Source organism: Mycolicibacterium fluoranthenivorans (assembly GCF_011758805.1).
In the GTDB taxonomy this organism is placed as follows: domain Bacteria; phylum Actinomycetota; class Actinomycetes; order Mycobacteriales; family Mycobacteriaceae; genus Mycobacterium; species Mycobacterium fluoranthenivorans.
In genome coordinates this window covers 531,856-549,881 of sequence record NZ_JAANOW010000001.1, presented here as the reverse complement: position 1 = coordinate 549,881, position 18,026 = coordinate 531,856, and the positions used below count along the sequence as shown (strand labels likewise).

Below are 18,026 nucleotides of genomic sequence, written 5' to 3'. Positions count from 1 at the left end.
TTCTCTATCGTGACGCATGAGTGACCACGGGTGATCCGCACCGCATCTCTTTGACCGCCCGCCCGGGTCCATGCAAAACTGGAACACGTTCTATTTTCCTGGAGGGGCAGATGACCGCTACCGAGATCGACCCCGCGGAGATCACCAAATTCGATCCCGGCCTCACCGAGAAGGTGATGGGGTGGCTGCGGCCGTTCCTCAAGGCGTACCACCGCACCGAGGTGCGCGGCCTGGAGAATTTCCCCCCAGGCGGTGCGCTCGTGGTGTGCAACCACTCCGGTGGCCTGTTCCCCATGGATGTGCCGATTTTCGCCGCCGACTTCTACGAAAAGTTCGGCTACGGCCGCCCCGTCTACACGCTGAGCCACGCCATGTTGATGGTCGGGCCCACCGCCGACTTCTTCAAGAAGACCGGTTTCATCCTCGCCAGTCGCGAGAACGCCGATGAGGCGCTGCGCTCCGGCGGCGTCGTCGTGGTGTTCCCCGGCGGGGACTACGACGTCTACCGCCCCTCCTCCGAGGCGAACAAGATCGACTTCGACGGGCGCCAGGGGTACGTGCGCGCCGCCATCAACGCGGGAGTGCCGATCGTGCCGATGGTCGGGATCGGCGGGCAGGAGACCCAGCTGTACCTGTCCCGGGGCACCTGGTTGGCCAAGGCACTCGGCCCGATCGCCCGGCTGGCCCGCACCAAGGTGGTACCGCTGTCGTTCGGGGTGCCGTTCGGCCTGTCCGCGGTGGTCCCGCTGAACGTGCCGCTGCCGTCCAAGATCGTCATGCAGGTGCTGCCCGCGGTGCACATCGACACGGAGTTCGGCGAGAACCCCGACATCGACGAGGTCGACGCGCACGTCCGCCATGTCATGCAGCGCGCCTTGGACGGACTGGCCGAGGAACGTCGCTTCCCGGTGATCGGCTGACCTGTAGTGGGCCTCCTCGACCCCGTCACCAACACCGTCGGCCTGCTCAGCACCATGGCGCGCGCCGGCGTCATCGCCCCGCTGCGCCCGGACAAGTACCTGCGCATCGCCGCCGCGATGGCCCGGGAGAACATGAGCATCACCTCCGGCTTCGCCGCCGCCGCGCAGCGCTGTCCGGACCGGGTGGGCCTGATCGACGAGGTCGGTGCGCTCACCTGGCGGGAGATCGACCAGCGTGCCGATGCCCTGGCCACGGGGCTGCAGGCCATCGGTTCTCCCGAGGTGATCGGGATCATGGCCCGCAATCACCGCGGGTTCATCGAGTCGCTGATCGCCGCCAACCGGATCGGCGCCGACGTGCTGTTGCTGAACACCTCGTTCGCGGGCCCGGCGATGGCCGAGGTGATCGACCGCGAGACCGAGAACAAGGCCGCGGCCGTCATCTACGACGAGGAGTTCACCGCGACGGTGGACCGTGCGCTGGAGGGCAACCCCGCCATCACGCGCGTCATCGCGTGGACCGACACCGCGGGCGCCGATCTCACGGTCGAGAAGTTGATCCGCGATCACGTCGGCAAGACACCGGTGCGGGCCACCGAGAAGAGCAAGGTCATCCTGCTGACCTCCGGTACGACCGGTAGCCCGAAGGGCGCCAAGCATTCCGGCGGCGGACCCGAGGTGCTCAAGGCGATCCTGGATCGCACGCCCTGGCGCACCGAGGAAACCGTCGTCATCGTCGCGCCGATGTTCCATGCCTGGGGGTTCTCCCAACTGGCTTTCGCGGCATCGATGTCGTGCACCATCGTCACCCGCCGCAAGTTCGACCCGGAAGCCACCCTGGCCCTGGTCGACACCCACCGGGCCACCGGATTGTGTGTGGTGCCGGTGATGTTCGACCGCATCGTCGAACTGCCCGACGAGATCCGCAACCGCTACAGCGGGCGCACCCTGCGGTTCGCCGCCGCATCGGGCTCGCGGATGCGCCCCGACGTCGTCATCAAGTTCATGGATCAGTTCGGTGACGTCATCTACAACAACTACAACGCCACCGAGGCCGGAATGATCGCCACGGCGACACCGGCCGACCTGCGCGCCGCCCCGGATACCGCGGGAAAACCGGCCGAGGGCACCGATATTCGCATCCTGGACGCGGAGCACCATGAGATGCCGACCGGCGAGGTGGGCACGATCTACGTACGCAACTCCACCCAGTTCGACGGGTACACCTCCGGTTCGACGAAGAATTTCCACGACGGCTACATGAACTCCGGCGATATCGGGTACCTGGACCAGGCGGGCCGGCTGTTCGTGGTGGGCCGCGATGACGAGATGATCGTGTCCGGTGGGGAGAACGTGTATCCGATCGAGGTGGAGAAGATCCTGGTCACCCATCCCGACGTCGCCGAAGCGGCGGTGATCGGGGTGGACGACGAGCAGTTCGGGCAACGGCTGGCCGCGTTCGTCGTGCTGACCGGCGACGGGGCCGGTGTCACGGCCGACGAGCTGAAGCAGTACGTGCGGGAGAATCTGGCCAATTACAAGGTGCCGCGTGAGATCACCGTGCTCGACGAGCTGCCGCGCAACAGCACCGGCAAGATCGTGCGTCGTGACCTCCAGGACCGTGTCGGTGGGTAACCGCAGAGCCCTCCGCACCCTGCTCAGCGCCACCGCCGAAACCGTCAACGCCGCCAACGCCTTCCGGCCGCTGACCCGCCGCGGCTACCCGGCGATCGCGGTGTTCGCGTTCGGCTGGCCGACTGCGGAGAACGTGCCACTCGTGGTCGGCGGATCGGCGCTGAGCGCGCTGCGGCATGCGGTGCGCGGCGACTACCGGTCGGCCGGTGGCCGAATCGCCTTGTTGCTCAAGGTGACCTCCTGGCTGGTGCTGGCGGTCGTGCATCGACGCGGCGTGCGGTCCCGGCCGTATTTCGAAGACCCGCTGAATGAGGTGCTGGGACCGGCGTTCCCGTCGGTACCCCCGCGTCCGGGTGGGGTGTTCGCGACCGGCCAGACGCGGCGCCGGTACGTCGAGAAGACCGTCAGCTACGGGCCGTACCGCTCCAACGTCGCCGATATCTGGGTGCGACCGGATCTCCCCCGTGACGGCAAAGCGCCTGTGCTGCTGCAGGTTCCCGGCGGTGCGTGGATGATCGGGATGAACCGGCCGCAGGCCTATCCGTTGATGTCGCAGCTGGCCGACCACGGCTGGATCTGTGTGTCCATCGGCTACCGGATCAGCCCGAAACATGCCTGGCCGGCGCATATCGTCGACGTCAAGCGCGCACTGGCCTGGGTGAAGGACAATATCGCCGAGTACGGCGGTGACCCGAATTCGGTGTACATCACCGGGGGTTCGGCCGGCGGTCACCTCTGCTCGCTGGCCGCACTGACGCCCAACAATCCGGCGTATCAGCCGGGGTTCGAGGATGCCGACACGTCGGTGGCCGGCGCGGTGCCGATCTACGGCCGCTACGACTGGGTCACCGAGAGCTACCCGGACCGGCGTGAGTTCGGGTCGGTGCTGGAGCGGATGATCGTGAAACTGCCGTTCACCGACAATCGGCAGCTGTACCTGGACGCGTCCCCCATCGCCCATGTCCGCCCGGACGCCCCGCCGTTCTTCGTCCTGCACGGCACCCACGACACGCTGATCCCGGTGGAGGAGGCGCGCGAGTTCGTCGAGGCGCTACGCGCGGTGTCCACGGCACCGGTCATCTATGCGGAGATCCCGGCCGCCCAGCACGCCTTCGACATCTTCGGCTCGGCGCGCGGGCACTACACCGCGTCGGCGGTGGAACGTTTCCTGGACTGGGCGCGGGCCACCCGGCCGGAGTGACGGTGTGACCAACCTTGCATGCAACCTTGCATGCAAGGAGCGTAGAGTCGACCTCCATGAGCGAGGGAGACTCCAGCGGACAGCGCGCCTACCAGGCCACCAAGGACCAGATCCTGTCCGGCGCGGTACGCGGCGGACAGCTGCTCAGCGAGGTCGAGGTCGCCGCGTCCCTCGGGGTGAGCAGGACGCCGGTGCACGAGGCCTTCCTCCGGTTGGCCGCCGAGGACCTGCTCGAGCTGCTCCCCCGTCGCGGTGCCGTCGTGGTGCCGGTGCCGCCGCGGGAGGCCACCGATCTGCTGGAGATGCGGCTGGCGCTGGAGTCGGCGGCGGTGCGCAGGCTGTGCCGGCACCCGGACGCCGTCGACGCGCTGTTCACCGAACTGACCGAGTTGATCACCCTGCAGCGCGAGGGCGCCGCGGCCGGCGACGAACACCGGTTCGCCGCCGCCGATGACGCGTTCCACCACCGCATCGTCGACGTCGCGGGCAACGCCATCGGGCAACGCTTCTACGGCTCGCTACGGGACCGGCAGCGCCGGATGATGGCCGCCGCCGTGCGGTCCGACACCGCCCGCGCGGCACGGCTGATCGATGAGCACGCCCTGCTGGCCGACGCGATCGCGCGTCGCGATCTGGCCGATTTCGAGGCGCTGCTGCTGGCACACCTGCAGGCGACCTACGGGGTGGCGCTGTGAAATCCCCACTCCGGCCCTGGGCCGCGGTCGCGTTGGCCGTCTTCTGCATCGGCTGGGGCGGCAATCAGTTCACCCCGCTGCTGATCGCCTATGCGCAGCACTCCGGATACACGCGTGTCGACGTCGACATCCTGCTCGGCGCCTACGTCTTGGGCCTGGTGCCGGGACTGCTGGTGGCCTCCGCCCTGTCCGACCGGCACGGGCGCCGGCCCGTGATGACCGCGGGCCTGGTGAGCTCGGCGCTGGGCAGCATCATCCTGGCGGTCGGCGATGACGCAGGTTTCGCGGCCCTGTTCGGCGGGCGACTGCTCAGTGGCCTGGCCGTGGGTATCGCCATGGCCGTCGGGTCCGCCTGGATTGCCGAATTATCAAGGCCCCCCTATGATTCCGCCCCTGCGGGAACCGGCGCGCGGCGGGCGTCCATCTGGTTGTCGGTCGGGCTCGGGACCGGGCCGCTGTTCGCCGGGGTACTCACCGCGTTCGCGCCGCTACCGCTGGTGCTGACCTACATCGTGCACGCGCTGCTGTGCCTACCCGCGTTGTGGGCGGTGTCCCACCGAGCGGTGGAGACCCGTGATGAGGCACACGACAGTGGGGCGTCGCTGCTGGGCCGGCTGCGGGTGCCCGCCGCGAGCCACCGGCGATTCCTGCATGTCGTGGTGCCCATGGCGCCGTGGATCTTCGGCTCGGCGGCCATCGCCTATGCGATCGTGCCCGCGTTGGTGGCCGACCGGCTCGGTTCCTGGGCGCTGCTGTACACCGCGGGGCTGACAGTGCTCACCCTCGGCTGCGGTGTGGCGGTGCAGCCGATCGCGCGCCGCCTGGACGACCGCTCGAGCGCGCGTGCCGTCGTGGTGTCCATGGTGCTGATGGCCGCCGGCGTGTTCGCCGCGGTGGCCACCGCGATCACCCGGTCCCCGGTCGTCGCACTGTTCGTCGCGATGCTGCTGGGCAGCGCCTACGGAATCGCCATCGTCTCAGGCCTTTTGGAGATTCAGCGGATCGCCGAACCCGACGAGCTGGCCGGGATCTCCGGGGTCTACTACTCGTTGGCCTACGTCGGTTTCCTGCTGCCCGCGGTGCTGGCCGTGCTGGCGCACTACTTCAGCTATCCGGCCATGCTGACCGCGCTCGGTGTGCTGGCGGCGGTGTGCACCCTGCGCTGCGCGACGGGGTGGTCCAAGCACCTCGAGCGTCCTGCCGCCGCAGCGGTGGGCTGATGCCACGACAGCGCGATCACCGAGGCCAGATCAGCACAATCCGGTGTGCCGGCAGATGACCGACGGCACCTGGGGCGCCGGTAATTGCGGCATCTTGGGCGGCGGTGGGAGCCGGGGGTGGAAACCTCCGCGATTGCCGTCGTTACCCCCGCCGCCACCCTGATCGGCGGGAGCGGGTGCGGGCGCAGGCTCCGCCGGCGGAGCCCCCGGTGGTGGCGGCGGTGCCGGCGGCGCGGGCGGCAGCCCGGGTGCAGGCAGCTTGGCGGGCATGATCCAGATCGCGATCGACTGCGGCGTCAGCCCGTAGCCGGCCGGTGCGGCCGTGAGCGCCAACTGGGTGGGCAGCATGTCGGGCCTGATGTGGAAGAACACCCACCCGTCGGCGTCGGCATTCACCGGGGACACCAGGGGCGTCGACGTGAGCACGGTGGGCGTCGCGGTGGGGATGTGTTCGCCGCTGCTGACGTACAGCTGAAAGCCGCCGTTCGGGCCGGTGACGTCGATCGGTGCGGTGACCCCGGTGAGGGAGACCTCGATGCCGACTTCCAGTTCGCTGCTGGTCGGCTGGCGCACCACGGTGAGGTTGTCGGACTTCGGGGTGATCGTGGCGCCCTTGGCCGTCAGCGCCGTCCCCAGCTGGGCCATACCCGGAAGAATCGATACCGCAGCCGGGCCGGTGCTGGCACTGGCGCTGACGGACGACGTCTCGGCCATCGGTGGCGTTGCGGGCCCGTACGAACAACCGGCCAGCACGACGGCCGCCGCGAGGACCGAGGTTGCGGCGCCCAGGTGCGCTGGCCATTCCATGGGTGTCATTCTGACCTATACCGGACGCCTTTGAGCGACTGCCTCAAACCATCGCATTCTCGATGATGGTCAACTCCTCGGAAATCCCTGCGGCACGGCGGATCTCGCGGAAGTCCCGCACCATCGCCTCGGTGACCTCGTGCGGGTCTTCCACTGTCGCGGTGTCCGAGATCACCGAGATGTTGAGCTGGTCCACGTAGCTCCACACCGTGATGTTCAGTCCGCTGGCCGCGGTGAGCGGGCCCACCGAATAGATCTCGGTGACCGTCGCGCCACCGACTTTGCCCTGCTCCCGGGGCCCGGGGACATTCGAGATGTTCAGATTGAGCACCTTGTTCTGGCCGTCCTTGTCCGACAGCCGGCGGAACAGGCTCTCGACGGCGGCGGGCGGCATGTACGACGCCCACCGCGCGACCAGCTCGGGACCGATGAGCTGATTGCTCTCCTTGGCCAGCGCGGCGTCCGCGCTGGCGCGCTTGACCCGTTCCAGCGGATCGGCGAGGTCCACCGGCAGTGCCATCAGCACACCGGTGAACCGGTTGCCCGAGATCCGTTCCGGGGAGAAGTCGAAGCTCATCGGCACCGACGCCAGCAGCGGGTGATCGGCCTTGCCCTCGTAACGCAGCTGCAGTGCGCGCAGCGCTCCCGACGACATGGCCAGCACCATGTCGTTGATGGTGGCGCCCAAAAGTTTTCCGGTGGACTTCACGTCGGCCAGTGCCAGCGTCGCCGTCGCGAAACGGCGTTCCGGGGTGAGCACGTGGTTCATGAAGCTCGGCGGCGGGGTGAAGGGACGGGTCAGCTCGGGCCCGAACTTGCGGCTGCTGCGCCGGACCCGGCCCACCCCGGCGGCGGTGTACTTCACCAGACCCGGCAGCCGGCCGATCTGCCGCAGATGATCGGTGAACGCCGTGCGCACCAGCTCCGCACCCGAGGGCGCCGGATCGGTGGCGTAGGAGTCGCGGTCGCGCTGCGGCCCGTCCTGTAGATCCATCCCCCGGGCGAGCAGATTGGCCGAGGCGACACCGTCGGCCAGCGCATGGTGAATCTTGCCCACCACGGCGATACGCGGGACCGGATTGTCGGCGGTGCCGCCGTCGGCCAGTCCCTCGACGAAGTACATCTCCCACAGCGGACGGCTACGGTCCAGTGGCGTGCTGGCGATCTGCCCGATGGCCTCGTCCAGCTCTCGGCGGCCGCCCGGCGCGGCCACCCGCCACGGCCGCACGTGGTATTCGAGGTCGACATCGCAGTTCTCCCGCCACATCGGGTGGTGGAACTTGAACGGGATGTCGACGAGTTGATACCGGAACGGATCCAGCTTGTGCAGCCGGCTGTGCAGCACGTGGCGAAAATCCTCGACGCCGAACGTGCGGTCACCGAGACCCTCGAGCGCGATCACCGCGATCTTCAAGGTGTGCATGTGCACATTCGGCGCTTCCGAATAGAGCAGGAACGCGTCCCACCCGCTGAGCCTCTTCACCGGCGTTCCTCCCCGTGCGAGGAGTCTATATAACTGCCTTTGCCTGTCTCACCGGAGAGTTTCGGTGAATTTGGTTGAGGAACAAGCCGATTGCGGTGGCCATGGGACCGGTGCGGGCACCGTCGGTCATATCGAAGGCATGCCCGGCGCCGGGTAGCTCGATATAGCCGACCTCGGAGTCGGACACCGCACCGAGTCGTTCCACGAAGCTACGGGCCTGCTCGACCGGAATGACCGAGTCACCGGTGCCGTGGATGACCAGGAACGGCGGGGCATCCCGGTGGATCTGGGCGATCGGCGATGCCTGCCGGAAGACCTCCGGGTGACGGTCGATCTTGCGCTTGACCACGACGCGTTCCAGGAAGTCGACGAAGCGCATCCGCTCCTCGGTGGAGCGATCCTCCCAGTCGTAGCGGCCATAGATTCCGATGACGGCGTCGACCGAGGTGTCCGAACCGTCGGGCAGATCGCCCTGCAACTCGGGGTCGTTCGGGGTCAGGCCCGCGAGGGCGGCCAGATGCCCGCCGGCCGAGCACCCGGCGACGGCGACGAAGTCGCGGTCGCCGCCGAACTTGTCGACGTTGGCCCGCGCCCACGCGATCGCCGCCTTCACGTCGTGCAGGTGCCGGGGCCACCGGTGGTGCGGGGCGACCCGATAGTCGATGGACAGGCACACCCAGCCCTGTTCGGCCAGATGCGACATCAGGGCGTAGCCCTGCAACATCCGACTGCCGTGCACCCAGGCACCGCCCGGGACGAACAGCAGCACCGGCGCGGGCTCGGCCGGCAACTGTTTGGGCCGCCACACATCCATCAGCTGGGTCGGGCTGTCGCCGTAGCGCACCGACGTGCGGTACACATTGCGCCGGTACTGCAGGGTGTTCCACAGCGGTGGCTTCTGCTCCGGGGCCGGCCACTCCACGGCGAGGTCGGCGGCGGGCACCACGGCGCGCAGGGCTTCCGCAGCGATCGCGCTGGTCTGGTCGCGCTCCGCCTTACGGATCTCGGCGCTCCCCGGCGTCATCCACGATTTCGCGGACGAGGAGAAGAAGTCCGGCATATGCCGGAATCCCCACACACTCATCGCGGCGACCGCGCCGAGCGGCTCCAGATGCTTGCCGATCACCGGAAGGGAAGCCGAGGCCACCGTGAGCGCCAGCATGCGGTCGGCCGGGCCGGCGGTCAGCAACCAGCGGGCGCGGCTCCACATATCGGATCCTGGGTATCGGGTGTCCGGGCGTGCCGTCATTTCGCGAGACTACCTCGCGGTAACCACCGCCGACGTGACAACTTGACCAAGTTGTCTACCCTGGGTCCATATTGTGATCTGTGTCACTTCTGCGCCGTTCGATGGGCCGGGTAACTTCGCTGATCATGAGCAAGTCGGCGCTGGCCATCACTGAAGAACACCGGGACCTGGCCGCCGCGGCGGCCGGGCAGCTGCAGCGGTCACACAGCCTCGCGGCCGCGCGTGCCACCCTGCAAAACCCGGGCGGTCACCCGTCGGCCCTCTGGTCGGCCGGTGCGGATCTCGGCTGGAACGGGCTGGCGCTGGCCGAGGAGTACGGCGGGTCGGGGTTCGGGTTGGCCGAGCTGGCCGTCGTGGCAGAAGTGGCCGGCCGCGAGCTCATGCCGGGGCCGTTCCTGCCGACGGTCGCCGCCGCCGTGGCGATCGACCGGTGCGCCCCGGACTCCGTTCGGGCGCAGCTACTTCCCGGACTCGCCGACGGCACTCTGGCCGCCGCGCTCGGGCTCAACATCACGGTGACCCTGGGTGAGGACCACACCTCGACCGCCGAATGGCCCGCGGTGCTCGGCGCACCCGATGCCGACATCCTGGTGCTGGCTGCCGGTGAGGACCTCGTCATCGTGGCGGCCGACGCACCGGGTGTCACCGTCACCGCGCTCGAACCGCTGGACACCACCCGCACGGTGGGCGCGGTGTCGATGCGCGGCGCCCAGATCCCCGCCGACCGGGTGCTGCGCGGCGCGGCGCGGCGCGCCCGCACCGTGTTCCGCATCCTGGCCTCGGCCGAAGCGGTCGGGATCAGCTGGGCGACTCTGGACATGGCCGTCGACTACGCGAAGGTCCGGGAGCAGTTCGGCCGGACCATCGGCACCTTCCAAGCCGTCAAGCACCACGCCGCGAACATGCTCGTCGAGGCCGAGCAGACGACGTCGGCCACCTGGGCAGCCGCCCGCAACGACGACCTGGGCGCGGCCTGGTTCCCGGCCGCGATCGCGGCGTCGCATGCCATCCGCGCCCAGGTGTTCAACGCGCAGAACAATATTCAGCTCCACGGCGGGATCGGGTTCACCTGGGAGCACGATGCGCACCTGTATCTGCGACGGGCTCGCACCATGGCCACCCTGCTCGGTGACGGCGCCGACCCCCTGCTCGACGTCGTGGACGCACAGCGCAGCGGGGCCGCCCGCACCGCGTCGTTCCGCGTACCGGCCGAGGCCGAGCAGTACCGCCCCGCCGCCGCCGAAGCCGCAGCCACCGCCCGTGCCCTGCCCGCCGATCAGCTACGCGACTTCCTGGTCGACTCCGGCTATCTGGTGGCGCACTGGCCCAGACCGTGGGGCCGGGCCGCCGACGTACTCGAACAGCTCGTCATCGAAGAGGAGTTCGGTGCGGCGGGCAGGGGGTCGGCCGGGGGATCGACACCGATCGACATCCCCGACATGGGCATCACCGGATGGGTGACCCTGACCATCGCCCAGGCCGGTACCGCCGAGCAGCGCGCACGCTGGGTGGAGCCGGTGCTGCGCGGTCAGGTGATGTGGTGCCAGCTGTTCTCCGAGCCGGGTGCGGGCTCCGATGCCGCCGCCGTGCGCACCTCGGCCAAGAAGGTGGACGGCGGCTGGCGGATCACGGGTCAGAAGGTGTGGACCAGTCTGGCCCAGCATTGCCAGTGGGGCCTGGCGACGGTGCGCACCGATCCCGACGCACCCAAACACGCGGGTGTCACCATGATGGCCGTCGATATGAAAGCCCCTGGCGTGACGGTCAATCCGTTGCGCGGGCTGACCGGCGACGCGCATTTCAACGAGGTGTTCTTCGACGACGTGTTCGTTCCCGACGCCGATGTGGTGGGCGAGGTGAACAAGGGCTGGCTGGTGGCGCGGGCGACGCTGGGCAACGAACGCATCTCCATCGGTGGGGGTTCGTCGGCGCCGACCGGCTTCACTCTCGATGAGCTGGTCGAATTACTCGACACCGCATCGCCGTTGATCGCGGCGGAGTACGTGCGCGCGGCGGGCGCGGTGATCGCCGAGGCACACACCCTGCCGATGCTGAACCTGCGGCGGGTGAGCCGTGCCATCGCCGGCACCGATCCCGGCCCGGAGGGCAATGTCACCAAACTGCTGCTGGCCGAGCACACTCAGCGGCTGACCGAGCTGGGGATGGCGCTCGCCGGCCCGGCCGCGGTGGTGGGAGGGAAGCCGACGCTGGCGCGCGCGTACCTGGGCAACCGGGCCATGACGATCGCCGGTGGTACGTCGGAGATCACCCGGAACACCATCGCCGAACGCATCCTCGGACTGCCCCGCGATCCGCTGCTGAAGTGAGGTGCAATAGTTCACCCAGCTGAGGTCAACAGCCCTTCACGAATCAGCCGCGAGACCAATACCAGTCGGCTACTCGACTTCACGGTTCCCGAGCGTGCGCAAAACGTGCACACTTTGCGGTGTGTCGGTGTGCAAACACGCACGCTCGCCGCTAGCGGAGGGCGGCGCGGCCCCGGATCCGGCCGAGCACCGCCAGTGCCAACAGCGTCACCAGCAGCAGGATCGCGGTCGACGCGGCCGCCTGCAAGGCCTGGCCGCGATCGGTGAGCCCGAAGATGGTCACGGGCAGGGTTTTCCAGGTCGCCGGGTACACCATCACGGTGGCCCCGAGCTCACCCATGGACAGTGCCACCGCCAGTCCCGCGGCCGCGCCAAGGGCCGGCAGCAACAGCGGCAGCGTCACCCGGAGCAGCACCCGGACCGGACCCGCGCCGAGGGATTCGGCGGCCTGCCGGTAGCACGGGTCCAACCGGTCCAGCGCCGCCGACACCGAGCTGAACGCGAAGGCCAGCACCAGCACGGCGTGAGCCAGGATGACGATCCAGCGGGTGCCGCCCAGCAACAGCGGCCGGGAGTTGAAGGCGATCAGCAGACCGAGCCCGATAGCCACCGAGGGCACCGCGATGGGCAGGTGGAACACCGCATCGGTGAAGCGGCGCAACCATGTCGGACAGTCCCGGGCGGCCAGCGCGGCCCAGGTCCCGAGGAACAGTGCGAACGCGCCGGCGACGAAGGCGGTCTGCAAACTCACCGAAAGGCTGGCCAGGTTCTCTCCGGTGAGCGCAGCGCCGACCCGGCCCAAACCCAGTCCCGAAGGCAGTGCACCCGTCCACGAGCCGGACAGCCCGGCCAGCAGTACGGTGGCCAGTGGTGCGACGAACACGACGAGCACCACCACGCCGAACACGGCCAGTGCGACCGCCCTACTTCGCCGGTTCCACAACAGCATCGTCGCCGTCCCTTCCAGAGGTCATGCGGGCGAAGATCATTCGGTAGGCGAGGTAGAGCCCCAGCGAGAGCACCACCTGCACGGCGGCGATCACCGCGGCGCCCGGCAGGTCGAAGGTGACGATCCCGCGGGTGTAGATGAGCACCGGCAGGGTGGTCACGCCCTTGGCTCCGGTGAACAACACGATGCCGAACTCGTTGAGGGTGAGCAACAGCACCAGGCTGCCACCGGCCATCAAGGCCGGCCACGCCTCTGGCAGCACCACCGAGCGCAGTACCCGCAGCGGGCCGGCACCCAGGCTGGCCGCCACGTCGAGCTGGGCGCGCGGCACCATGGCGAACGCCGCCAGCAATGGTCGTACCACGAACGGGGTGAAGAAGGTGATCTCCGCGGCGATCACGCCGGCCGGGGTGTACAGGACGTTCAGCAGCGGTGCCGGGTCGCCGCTCAGCGCACTGATCGCCGCGTTGACCGCTCCGGCCGTGCCGTAGAGGAAGGTGAAGGCCAGGGTGATCAGGAACGACGGCAACGACAGGACGGTGTCGATGAGCCGGCCGACCAGGCCGGAACCGGGAAACGGCACGAACGCCAGGATGACCGCCAGGAAGGTGCCCAGCACGAGGCAGCCCAGGGTCGAGGTCGCCGCGATGGCGACGGTGCGCCACAACGCATCCCGGAACTGTGCGGAGCCCAGCACCTCGACCCATTTTCCTGGCCGGGTCGACTCGCCGAACACCCGCGCCAGGGGATACACCGCCGCGAACAGCACCACGGCCAACGGCGGCAGCACCCACCAGTGCGCGCGGTGTCGTCGCGGCGCACGGGTGACCCGGGCCGCGTCGAGCAGCACGGCAGTACTCCCGGTCACGAGCCGGCCCGGACGAGCACCCCGGCCGGTTCCGGAATCCGCACGCCCACTTCTGTTCCCGTCTCGAAGTGGACATGTCCGGGTACGTCGATCTCGATGAGCTGGTCGGGCATGCTGGTGAGCGTCAGCACCAGCCGGGTGACCGCACCCCGCCACATTGCCGCATTGACACTGGCGCGCAACGCATCCCGGTCGCCCAGCGATACGATGCGCAGGGCGTGCGGACGGATGCACAGTAGGGCTCGCGCACCCGGCGCCCAGTCGGCCTTGCCGACGGCCGGTTGCGGCGCCTCCGCGCTGACCGTCTTGTGTGAGACCGTCACCAACGCCGACGTACCGATGACGCGACCGACGGTGCACGGAATCAGGTTGGCCCCGCCCAGGAATGCCGCCGTGAAACTGCTCGGTGGCCGCTTCCACAGATTCTCGGCGGTATCCACGTCCATCAGCCGGGCGTTGTTCATCACCACGATGCGGTCGGCCAGCGCCAGTGCCTCCGCCTGATCATGGGTGACGTAGAGCATGGCGGTATCGGGTAACGACTCCTTGAGCTGGCGCAGCTCGGCCAGCATCGACTGGCGCAGTTGGGCATCGAGGGCGGCCAGCGGTTCGTCCAGCAGTAACACCCTGGGGCGGATCGCCAGTGCCCGGGCGATCGCGATGCGCTGCTGCTGCCCCCCGGAGAGCTCACGTGGCAACCGCTTTGCGTAGGCGGCCATGCCGACCATGTCCAGCGCCTCGGCCACCCGGCCGCCGATCTGGTCCCGGGGTACGCGCTGCGCCTTGAGCCCGAAGGCGACATTGTCGGCCACCCGCATGTGCGGGAACAGCGCATACGATTGCAACACCACCCCGATACCGCGCTTGGCCGGCGGCAGATCGGTGATATCGCGCCCATTCAGCCGGACCGCACCGGAGGTCGGCCGGACGAAGCCGGCCAGCGCGCCCAGCGCGGTGGACTTCCCCGACCCGCTCGGCCCCAGCAGCGCCACGGTCTCCCCCGTGCCGACCCGCAGGTTGAAGTCGACCAGCGCGTGGGTGGCCTTGGCACCGCGGCCGTAACTGACTCCCACCCGGTCGAAGACGATGGCCGGGCCGGCCGAGAAGGGATCACCGGATTCCCTGGGCCGTACGCCGGCACGTGCGACCTTGATCTCGGCCATGTCAGTTGCCGGTCGCCTTCTGATACGCGGCGACATCGGCGTCGAGGTCGGCCAGCACCGCGTTCCAATCCGGCACCCAGATCTGGACATCCTTGAGCACGGCGCCCGGCGTGTTCGGGGCGGGCGTTCCGGCGGCGACGGTGCGGATGCTGTCGCGGACCGGGATACCGAGCGCGTCCGGTTCCACGGTCTTCTGGACCTCATCGGAGAGCAGGTAGGCCAGCAGTTTCTTGGCGTCCTCGGCGTGCGGTGCACCCTTGGTGACGCCGGCCACGTACGGCAGCGACACCGTGGTGCGGGTGCCGTTGTGCGCGGGGATGAAGATGGCGAACGTGGACCCGTCGTCCTTGATCGAGCCGAGGTTCATCTGCACATCGCCGTTGGCCACCAACAGTTCTCCGTTGCTCACCTTGGGCTGCAACTTGCCGGTCGACGACGACGGCCCGACGTTGTTGGTCTGCAGCTTGCCGAGGTAGTCCAACGCACCCTGCTTGCCGAGCAGATGCTGCAGAAGGACCAGCACGGCGGTGCCGTCACCGGCCTGTCCTGGCGTCGAGTACTGCAGTTTGCCCTTGAACTCCGGTGCCAGCAGGTCGTCCCAGGTCGCCGGGGCGGGGGTGGCGGCCGGATTGACGATGAAGCTCAACGCGTTGTCGACGATCGGTACGTAGCGGCCCTGCGGGCCGACCTGATCCGCGGCGATACCCGAGGTATCAGCCCCGCTGGGCACCAGCAGCCCTGATTTGTCGGCCTTCTGGATGAACGGCGGCAGCGTCACCAGCAGGTCGGCCTGGGGGTTGGACTGCTCCTTGTCCACCCGGGACACCACCTCCCCGGATCCGGCCTCGACCAGGTTGACCGCGATACCGGTGTCCTTGGTGAACTCGGCGAACCGGCCCTTGTACCAGTTCGCCAGACCATCGGCGCTGTACACCGTGAGGGTGGTGCCGCTGCTGGAGCCGCCGGACCCGGTCCCACCGCAGGCGGCGGTGAGAGTGGTGGCGGCGAGGGCCACCACCACCGCGGTGGCACGAAAGGCGTTGCGCAGAAACATGATTTCCTTCACGGGTCAGGGGTTGGTCAGGAGCAGATCGGCGAAATCGACGACGGAGCCCACCACGTGGGTGGCCCCGGCGGCGCGGAGGTCTTCCTCGCTGTGGGCGCCGGTGAGGGCACCGGCGGCGATGGCGGCACCGGCACGCAGCGCGCTCTCGACGTCGGTACTCGTATCGCCGAGCACGGCGACGTTGTCGACGCTGTCGGCCTGCAACCGCATCAACGCGGTGAGCACCAGGTCGGGGTACGGGCGACTGCGCACGCCGGCGCCCGGCGCCAGCACCAGATCAGCCAGTTGCTGCCAGCCCAGCGCCGCCAGCAGCTTGTCCTGGGTGACCGCGGAGAACCCGGTCGTCAGCGCCACCTTGATCCCGGCCCTGCGCAGTTCGGTGACGGCCTCGGCCGCACCGGCGATGGGTGCGGCGTGACCGTTGTCGATCAGTTCGGCATAGGCACGCTCGAACTCGTCATTGGCACGCCGGGCGCGGTCCTCGGTACCGAACAGGGCGCGAAACACCACGATCTTCGACTGTCCCATGGTGTCCAGGACGTATTGGCGGGCCTGATCGCGTTCGTCGCCGTCGGCGGGCAGTCCCGCTGCGGTGGCAGCGGCCTCGAAGGCGCTGACGACCAGTCCGTCATCGGCGACCGTGGTGCCGGCCATGTCGAGGACGGCGACCTGAATGGGCTTGTCCAGCATATGCTCTCCCTACATTCCGATGAGATCGGCGGTGTGTTCGGCGATGGCGGGCCCCAGCGTCATACCGCGGCCGCCCGGCCCGGTGACCACCCATACGTTGTCCTCGGGCGAGGTCCGGCACACCAGCTGGTGTGGATCGGTGCACTGGCTGTAGACACCGGCCCAGCGCTGCCGGATGGCGGGTAGCGGCCCGCCGAGGAATTCCTCGACCCGCGCCGCCAGGTAGGCATAGGGCTGCGTGCTCACGTCGAAGGCGAACGGTTCGTCGTACTCGTGGGTGTCGCCGATCGTCAGACCGCCGTGCAGGCGTTGTACGCAGAGCAGTTGCATATGCCCGTCGGCGGCGACCGGATCCTGAGGTTCGTTGCGGCGCAGCGCATCCAGTGCCGGTCCGGCGAAGCCTGGGTAGTAGCGGAAGCTGTCGGCATCGGCGATGGCGGTGGTGAGCGCCTCACCCAGCGGCTCGGTCTGCATCATCTGCAGGCGCACCCGGCGGACCGGAAGGTCACCGGCGAGTTCCCGGACCAGGCCTGCGTGCGCGGCACCTGCGCACACCACCACGAGGTCGGCGCCGTGACGTTCGCCTCGGTCGTCGCGCACCGTCAGGCCGTCCACCGATCTGGCCTCCACGCCGGGCAGGAAGGTGTATCGCCCTGTGCCCATCAGGTATTCGCGGATGGCGGGCAGCGCCTGCCTGGATTCGACGACGGCATCCCGCGCGCAGTGCAGTCCTCCCAGGAAGGTGCCGCGCAGCGCCGGATTGAGGGCACGTACCTGCTCGGGGTGCAGCAGGGTGAACCCGCGGTGGTCGGCATCGCCGCGGTCGACGGCCTCGCGGGCCACCGCCACCTCGGCGTCGGTGCGCAGCAGGGTGATCGAGCCGGCCGCCCGGAATCCGATCCCGGGAATCTCGGCGCCGAGCTCTTGCCACAGCTCGCGCGACCGCAGGGCGGCGTCCAGTTCCGCGGTGGAGCGGCCGGACACCCAGACCAGGCCGAAGTTGCGCACCGTGGCACCCCGGGCCTCGGTCTCCCGCTCCAGGTGCACCACGGTGTGCCCGCGTCGTACTGCCTCCACGGCGTGGGCGGTGCCGAGGATGCCGCCACCGATGATCGTCACGCGCATGGTGGTCGACCATGGCCCCTCGCCGCGACCTGCGCCCGACCTGATCATGTTGGGGTGCCGAATACTGAGTGAACAATTGGTATAGACCAAACTGGGGTACTGTTGGGCCATGCGAGTTCTCGACGAAACAACCCTCGAGGAACTGCACACCGTGCTGCGCTCGTTGCGCGGGGTGTGGGACGAGGAGTCTGTCGACGAGCTGGACCATGCCCTACAGTCCGCCGCCAAGGCGATCGAGGACACCGCCGATGACGAGTTGGTGCTCGCCGCCGCCCTGCACGACCTGGGGCACAGTCCGCTCATCGACGCCGGGCCGGAACACGACGCGGTGGCCCGCGCATGGCTGACCCCGCGATTCGGCGAGCGTGTCGGCTGGCTGGCCGGTGCGCATGTGGCCGCCAAGCGCTACCTGGCGGCCACCGATACCGGCTACACGCCGTCCCAGGTGTCGGTGCTGTCGCTGGCGCGCCAGGGCGGGCCCGGTGTCGACCCCGCATTCGTCACGCACCCGTGGTGGCCGGATGCGTTGCGGTTGCGCCGTTATGACGATGCCGCCAAGGATCCCGGCGCCCGGGGTGCGACCATCGAGGATGTGCTGACCGTGGCGCGGCGGGTGCTGCACCGGTGA

Annotated in this window: 16 protein-coding genes; 7 read left to right on the top strand and 9 right to left on the bottom strand. The window is 68.9% G+C overall.

The genetic code is table 11. The features are described from left to right. Positions 1–110 precede the first annotated feature (110 nt). From FHU31_RS02670 to FHU31_RS02650, 5 genes are read left to right on the top strand one after another with little or no spacing between them, the layout of a single operon-like run. A complete protein-coding gene (locus FHU31_RS02670) occupies positions 111–920 on the top strand; it encodes a 1-acyl-sn-glycerol-3-phosphate acyltransferase (protein WP_167155581.1) in 810 nt (269 codons plus the stop codon). A 6-nt stretch (positions 921–926) separates the two neighbouring features. Beyond that, positions 927–2,555 (top strand): acyl-CoA ligase FadD12, encoded by a 1,629-nt coding sequence (gene fadD12 / locus FHU31_RS02665; protein WP_167155578.1) that lies wholly within the window; start codon positions 927–929, stop codon positions 2,553–2,555. Next, positions 2,527–3,756, top strand: coding sequence for an alpha/beta hydrolase (locus FHU31_RS02660; protein WP_263988186.1), 1,230 nt, complete (start codon positions 2,527–2,529; stop codon positions 3,754–3,756). Before fadD12 ends, FHU31_RS02660 begins: the two co-directional genes overlap by 29 nt. Positions 3,757–3,812: 56 nt before the next feature. Next, positions 3,813–4,451, top strand: coding sequence for a GntR family transcriptional regulator (locus tag FHU31_RS02655; RefSeq protein WP_167155575.1), 639 nt, complete (start codon positions 3,813–3,815; stop codon positions 4,449–4,451). Continuing rightward, the gene (locus FHU31_RS02650; RefSeq protein ID WP_167155572.1) at positions 4,448–5,671 is read left to right on the top strand and encodes an MFS transporter; all 1,224 of its coding nucleotides are present in this window, start codon (positions 4,448–4,450) and stop codon (positions 5,669–5,671) included. The genes FHU31_RS02655 and FHU31_RS02650 overlap by 4 nt, the downstream gene beginning before the upstream one ends. A 30-nt stretch (positions 5,672–5,701) precedes the next feature. Here FHU31_RS02650 and FHU31_RS02645 read toward each other — a convergent pair whose 3' ends face one another. The 3 genes from FHU31_RS02645 to FHU31_RS02635 are packed head-to-tail and all read right to left on the bottom strand — an operon-like array spanning position 5,702 to position 9,210. After that, positions 5,702–6,478 carry a hypothetical protein gene (locus FHU31_RS02645; protein WP_167155569.1) on the bottom strand — a complete coding sequence of 259 codons (777 nt, stop codon included), beginning with the start codon at positions 6,476–6,478 and terminating at the stop codon, positions 5,702–5,704. 43 nt (positions 6,479–6,521) lie between these two features. Beyond that, on the bottom strand, positions 6,522–7,961 hold the full coding sequence (locus FHU31_RS02640; RefSeq protein WP_167155566.1) for a WS/DGAT/MGAT family O-acyltransferase: 1,440 nt from the start codon (positions 7,959–7,961) through the stop codon (positions 6,522–6,524). Positions 7,962–7,986: 25 nt separating this feature from the next. Continuing rightward, positions 7,987–9,210, bottom strand: coding sequence for an alpha/beta hydrolase (locus FHU31_RS02635; RefSeq protein WP_167155563.1), 1,224 nt, complete (start codon positions 9,208–9,210; stop codon positions 7,987–7,989). A gap of 125 nt (positions 9,211–9,335) precedes the next feature. On the opposite strand from FHU31_RS02635, the gene FHU31_RS02630 reads away from it, so the two are divergent. After that, positions 9,336–11,537, top strand: a complete 2,202-nt coding sequence (locus FHU31_RS02630; RefSeq protein WP_167155560.1) for an acyl-CoA dehydrogenase family protein — start codon at positions 9,336–9,338, stop codon at positions 11,535–11,537. Positions 11,538–11,688: 151 nt separating this feature from the next. On the opposite strand, the gene FHU31_RS02625 is transcribed toward FHU31_RS02630, so the two are convergent. Genes FHU31_RS02625 through FHU31_RS02600 form a run of 6 tightly spaced genes read right to left on the bottom strand, consistent with a single transcriptional unit; the run spans position 11,689 to position 17,398 of the window. Continuing rightward, entirely contained in the window at positions 11,689–12,486 is a 798-nt protein-coding gene (locus tag FHU31_RS02625; RefSeq protein WP_167155556.1) for an ABC transporter permease, read from the bottom strand. After that, positions 12,461–13,354 (bottom strand): 2-aminoethylphosphonate ABC transporter permease subunit, encoded by an 894-nt coding sequence (locus FHU31_RS02620; RefSeq protein ID WP_167155553.1) that lies wholly within the window; start codon positions 13,352–13,354, stop codon positions 12,461–12,463. The genes FHU31_RS02625 and FHU31_RS02620 overlap by 26 nt, the downstream gene beginning before the upstream one ends. After that, positions 13,351–14,517 carry an ABC transporter ATP-binding protein gene (locus tag FHU31_RS02615; protein ID WP_167155550.1) on the bottom strand — a complete coding sequence of 389 codons (1,167 nt, stop codon included), beginning with the start codon at positions 14,515–14,517 and terminating at the stop codon, positions 13,351–13,353. Before FHU31_RS02615 ends, FHU31_RS02620 begins: the two co-directional genes overlap by 4 nt. 1 nt (position 14,518) lies before the next feature. After that, positions 14,519–15,571 carry a 2-aminoethylphosphonate ABC transporter substrate-binding protein gene (locus tag FHU31_RS02610; protein WP_167155547.1) on the bottom strand — a complete coding sequence of 351 codons (1,053 nt, stop codon included), beginning with the start codon at positions 15,569–15,571 and terminating at the stop codon, positions 14,519–14,521. Positions 15,572–15,586: 15 nt separating this feature from the next. After that, entirely contained in the window at positions 15,587–16,273 is a 687-nt protein-coding gene (locus tag FHU31_RS02605) for a phosphonatase-like hydrolase (protein ID WP_167155544.1), read from the bottom strand. A 9-nt stretch (positions 16,274–16,282) separates the two neighbouring features. Next, a complete protein-coding gene (locus FHU31_RS02600; protein WP_167155541.1) occupies positions 16,283–17,398 on the bottom strand; it encodes a TIGR03364 family FAD-dependent oxidoreductase in 1,116 nt (371 codons plus the stop codon). Positions 17,399–17,507: 109 nt separating this feature from the next. On the opposite strand from FHU31_RS02600, the gene FHU31_RS02595 reads away from it, so the two are divergent. Beyond that, complete coding sequence (locus tag FHU31_RS02595; protein WP_167155538.1) at positions 17,508–18,026, top strand: HD family phosphohydrolase; 519 nt, start codon at positions 17,508–17,510, stop codon at positions 18,024–18,026.